Annotated in this window: 6 protein-coding genes; all 6 read right to left on the bottom strand. The window is 32.6% G+C overall.

The genetic code is table 11. From position 1 onward, the window contains the following. Nucleotides 1-283: 283 nt before the first annotated feature. A complete protein-coding gene (locus tag QUH73_RS20520; protein WP_289532315.1) occupies nt 284-1,036 on the bottom strand; it encodes an energy transducer TonB in 753 nt (250 codons plus the stop codon). Between the two features lie 298 nt (nt 1,037-1,334). Then, nucleotides 1,335-2,075, bottom strand: coding sequence for a hypothetical protein (locus QUH73_RS20515; RefSeq protein WP_289532314.1), 741 nt, complete (start codon nt 2,073-2,075; stop codon nt 1,335-1,337). A gap of 8 nt (nt 2,076-2,083) precedes the next feature. Next, entirely contained in the window at nt 2,084-2,893 is an 810-nt protein-coding gene (locus tag QUH73_RS20510; RefSeq protein ID WP_289532313.1) for a toll/interleukin-1 receptor domain-containing protein, read from the bottom strand. A 277-nt stretch (nt 2,894-3,170) separates the two neighbouring features. Then, nucleotides 3,171-3,515, bottom strand: coding sequence for an ExbD/TolR family protein (locus QUH73_RS20505; RefSeq protein ID WP_289532312.1), 345 nt, complete (start codon nt 3,513-3,515; stop codon nt 3,171-3,173). A 1-nt stretch (nt 3,516) separates the two neighbouring features. Next, nucleotides 3,517-3,816, bottom strand: a complete 300-nt coding sequence (locus QUH73_RS20500) for a hypothetical protein (protein WP_289532311.1) — start codon at nt 3,814-3,816, stop codon at nt 3,517-3,519. 322 nt (nt 3,817-4,138) lie between these two features. Then, nucleotides 4,139-4,872, bottom strand: a 734-nt coding sequence (locus tag QUH73_RS20495; RefSeq protein WP_289532310.1) for an IS91 family transposase, incomplete at its 5' end; no start/stop codon positions are given.

The raw sequence follows: 4,872 nt of genomic DNA, 5'->3' as shown, positions 1-4,872 counted from the left end.
TGGTGTGAAAGCCTCTCCCTGCTAATGATTACTAGCGGGGCGGGCTATTCGATTGCACACTGGTTGTATTTCATTAAATGATTCAAAATAATGTTCCATTCAAAAATAACAATTTATGCAATTTTTAATAAAATATTTTGAACCGTCAGTGATCTAGTTTTCAATTAATAGGTATTGTTTCTCGGGAATGGGATGAGCAGCTGCATTTCTTTATTAAGTGATTACATCATAGAGACAACCTTCTAATACCATTTTAAGAATTATACATTCATCCTGAAGGGGCTCATAATTTAGACGTGACTAATACGACAGCCAGACTCCCATCACTCCAATACTTAAAATTAATTATTACAATGATTTTAGTTTTCACTTTATTTCCATTTAATATTGCAGGAGACCAATCGTTTGAGACTTTCCTTACTGAGTTCAAAACAAGCCTATCACATTCACCACCAACACCTAATTCGATTTTATAATCACTTGTTTCTCCCTTTTCATCTACAATAAAAGTAGCAATTACATTCCCATTGACTTTGGATAAAGTAGCAATTTTAGGAACGTCAGCATCATCAACAAATTCAATTACTTGATTGTAAAATTTTCTATAACCTCCTAAATATATTGGAATGGTGTCAAGCTTAGTCTGAATCCATTTTCCATTTATGAAAACATCATAATCTGAATCATTATTCCGATTAAATATCAATTTATTATTTGTGTAGTCATATTTTTGTTCCAACTCCAGCTTCTTTGTGTGAATATTGTAGTCATAATACTCCCACAATCCAACTTTCTTATCAAGAACATAATTACCATTTTCTATTAATTTAGCTGTATTATGAGTAACCATTTTATATTCACCATGCTTAGTTGTTTTGTCCGATTTCAGAACGGAGTATTTCTCAAAGAATCTATTATGACGAACAATTTTCTTTTTGGTTTTTAATTCCTGACTTTGTGCAAACAAGCTTGTTAATAAAAACAAGGTGAATAAACATATTTTGGTCATACTGTTTTCAAAATGTTTTATTTTCATAGTTTATAAATTGATAGGTGTTCTATAAATAGGACTGTACTATACAGGCATTTAATTCTTTTTATCGTCAAAAAAAAATCTAACATCCTTGAAATTCAGGATATTATAATAAATGATAACTTGAAATGGAATCAGAAATCTAAGTGATTCTTGTTTCAACTTGTGTGCAACGTTGGCGGTATGGATAGTTTGGCACTTTGCCGCACCTGCATTCAAATTTGAACCAAACATAATTAAAAGCACCAACCTACGCAAATCACTGACTGCCAAATTATTTATTACCGCGTGTTACCAACCGTTATTGTATCATTTTAGTTAAATCTATTCCTGTAATATTCTCAAATACAAATTTAATCGTCTCTGAATCAATTTTTCCAGCACCAAAACTCACTAATTGTCCAATAAGTATTAAACCTAAATCTTTTTTGCTGATTTTTTTCCCTTTCTCTTTTAGATTTTCAATTTCTTCAAATAGGATTTCTTGCCCCATTCCAAGTTTTTCCAATTTGCTTAAAACATTGTCTATTCTTTCATTCAGTTCAATTAATTCCTTTAAACTATAATCAGTATCATTCCCTAATGAACTTGATGAAACGTTTGAGAAAGATGAAAATAGATTTTGTTGTCTTTCTAACTCAGTATTAAGGGAGCGAACATGATTTAATTCTTGTCGATTAAAAGATTCTTTTTCTCTTAAATGAGCTTTTTCAGTATTTCTACGTTTTTTATCATCTTGCTCAAGTGCTTTTTTTAGATTTTCCTGATTTCGAAAGAGTTCTTTCCTTTTAGTTGCTAGTTGTTTTTCAGAATCGCCTATTTTGCTTTCAACCCTAACAAGCTCTTTCTCTTTTGTCTGGGCCTGTCTTTGATAACTTTGTGCTGTACTTAAGCTACTTGTGCTAAGCATTTTCTTACTTAAATCTGATATTTTCCCACTTAAATCAACTTGTTTTTTTCTTTCAGCATTTTGTTTTTTCAACAAGTCTGCAATCTGTTGATTTAAGCGATTAATATTATTTTGATAAGATGAAACTGACATTGTAGTTTTTATTCTTTTAGTTTTTCATTCAATAAGTTAACTACTTCATCGGAATTGCTTTGACGATAATCCACATATCCTATTGTCTCATTTAAACCTGGTATTTCAGTATCATCCAGTTTGAGGGGTAATATGTATTCTTTGTTTTGAGTAAAAGCCCTTGCCTGTGCTGCTTTTCTTTCATGATTAGTCCATTGTTTATCTCTATAACTACCTGAAATAACCATAAGACAAAATTTCGCTTTGTTTTTATAAACGTCATTTAGATGTACATAAAGGTCTTTACCCCATAATGTTGCTTTTTCATATGTATCATAGAACACTTTAACTCCCTGACTTTTCAATTTTTCTGCAATGCTTTCTGCAACTTCTCTATCTTCTCCAGCAAAGGAGATTGCAATATCGTAATCAGTCGTTGTTTGTTTGTCCGATTCTGCTAATGGGTTTGTTATAGTGGAAGACTTTTCAATTTTTCTATATTTAGCATTTTCACTCAACTCTAAACCAACAAAACATAAACGTTTATTAAGTTCTAATAATCTGTGTTGGAAAAGTTCAGGGTTGTCCACATATCTTACTGGTTGCATTGCTTTAGATAGAAATGTAAGAATATTATTTGAACATTTATGTTTATTTTGATAATATGCAAAAGCATTAAATAATCTTCTCCACTTTGTCATAGTCGGGTCAGTATCCTGCATCAAAGATTCTGCAAGTAATCTTCCAATCTCAGTTCCAGTCAAACCTGTCTCAGTATTAGCAATTACTCTACAAATGTTTTCAAGAACTTCACTTGGTATCGCAGGAATTTTGTCCATAACTGTAATCTATTTTAGGTTAAAATATTTGTCTTATTATTATCCATTCATTTAGTTCCTGCACTTCGCTTCGCTAATGGTTGGTAACGGGCTTGCTAAGTTTCGTGGGCGATTTAGAACTAATGTCCTATCAAACTGCCAAATAAGCAAGCCGAGTAAATTTGTTTATATTATTACGCAAACCAAATTTAGGTGGCTTGCTGGTGTTTATTAATTGCTCTAAACTTTCAAAAGACTCATCAGCGCCCATGAAATTTAGCTTTTGTTAGCAAACGTATTACCTACTTTTCAACTTTAATTCAACATCCTCTTTCTTACAAGCATCCATTATAACAAGTAACCTATCCATTTTTACATTTTTGTCAACTTCCAACTGAATTTTCATATTGCTTTTCGCTGCTTTCAATTCCTTTATTTTTACAGCTATGTCTTTGAAAGAAATTTGAGCTTCGTCTAAGTAATAAGTTTCTGTGCTATCAATAAAGATAAAATGGTCAAATTGCATTGTTGTATCCTGTTTTGGCAAAAGAGTTCTCAACGAGTTTGCAGCTCCTTTGTCCTTTCTTTCTAAGCTACAAGAAAATAGAGAAACAAATAATAAGAGAATTGTAATTAGTTTCATTTTAAATATTTTTTATTAATTGTTCTAAATTTTTCCACATATTTAGTATTCCTGTTTCATTCAACCGAGAATTATTCACTAATTCAATTCCATTGTCAGTAAGCGAATACTTTTTCCCAATTTTTACAATCAAATCATTATTAAGCAACCATTTTATCGACGATTGCATTTCTTTTTGAGTTGGAACTGCGTGATTAATTCCGTCTGCTATCTTAGTAATTCCATTAAAGTCACTAGGTTCTTTTTCTGAAGCAAAAGCAATTGCCAAGAATATCCATGAAATAGTTTCTGTATCGCTCATTATATGTTTGCTAACGTAAAAGTGTTTTATCCTTTCGTTTTTTAAAATTAACAAAACATTATTTAGAAGACTGATTTTAGATTCTGAGAATAATTCTAAATAAAGGATAAAACATAGTTGGACAATGTCGCCGGAACTATGGGCATTTAATTGTTTTGTTTTCTCAGCGAGCAGTTTCGGACTTTCTGTTTGCTGTGTGCATAAGGAAGTCTGAGTGTTTTATGAAGATTTTTTGCTTGGAATAGAGCATAATTCCCCCTTTTAGCTAATGCTGTTAAATTTACTTTTTGCTATTCAAAGAACTTTTCACTCACTTTTTCGGTCAGGTTTCAGGTTTTGGCAAAGCTCTGCATAAGATTCTTCCTTTTTTACATTTTGGGCAATGGCTTACATCTTTGCCTGTGAGTAAAGAAAAAACTTCAATGGCTGATAATCCTTCATATTCAGGAATGGGCATGCAGGTTTCCAGAAGGGCAACAATCTGCTTCTTTTTGGTTTTGGAATTTGCCGATGAAAGGATTCCGTAATATCTGATCTTATAAAAATTGTGAGGCAGAATATGAAGCATAAACCTTCGGATAAACTCCATGGTGTCGAGCTGCATTGTTTTTGAAACAAGCCTTTTCCTGTCTTTATACCTGAAGGAGACTTTCCCGTTTTCAACATTTGTAATTCGGGAATTGCTGATTGCCACTCTATTGGTATATCCACCCAGATACTTTACAACTGCCTGAACGCCTGCCATTGGCTTTTCAATATTTACATTCCAGCCTGTTTTATAGAGATCATTCTTAATTCTGTTCCATTGAAAATCCTCAGGAATATTGAGCTGTTTTTGCTCAATCGCTTGATTTATACTCTGGCACAGTATGCCCCGAAACAAACTGCTGATCACCTTTTTGGGGGCTAAGAAGTTATTTTTACATGACACCCATTCCATTTGATCATCAGACAATCCACCTGAAGGGATAATCATATGGATGTGAGGATGCTGATTTAATGTTTGTGTCCAGGTATGTAGCACCGCAACCGCACCAGTTTGTGCTCCTAAAAATT

This window comes from Labilibaculum sp. K2S (genome assembly GCF_030372765.1).
In the GTDB taxonomy this organism is placed as follows: domain Bacteria; phylum Bacteroidota; class Bacteroidia; order Bacteroidales; family Marinifilaceae; genus Labilibaculum.
Note: the sequence above shows the minus strand (reverse complement) of the source record. Positions and strands in the feature narration are given on the sequence as shown.

Excerpts from the sequence above, each read along its gene's own strand:
- QUH73_RS20520 (WP_289532315.1), bottom strand. The coding sequence starts at position 1,036 with ATGAAAATAAAACATTTTGAAAACAGTATGACCAAAATATGTTTATTC.
- QUH73_RS20515 (WP_289532314.1), bottom strand. The coding sequence starts at position 2,075 with ATGTCAGTTTCATCTTATCAAAATAATATTAATCGCTTAAATCAACAG.
- QUH73_RS20510 (WP_289532313.1), bottom strand. The coding sequence starts at position 2,893 with ATGGACAAAATTCCTGCGATACCAAGTGAAGTTCTTGAAAACATTTGT.
- QUH73_RS20505 (WP_289532312.1), bottom strand. The coding sequence starts at position 3,515 with ATGAAACTAATTACAATTCTCTTATTATTTGTTTCTCTATTTTCTTGT.
- QUH73_RS20500 (WP_289532311.1), bottom strand. The coding sequence starts at position 3,816 with ATGAGCGATACAGAAACTATTTCATGGATATTCTTGGCAATTGCTTTT.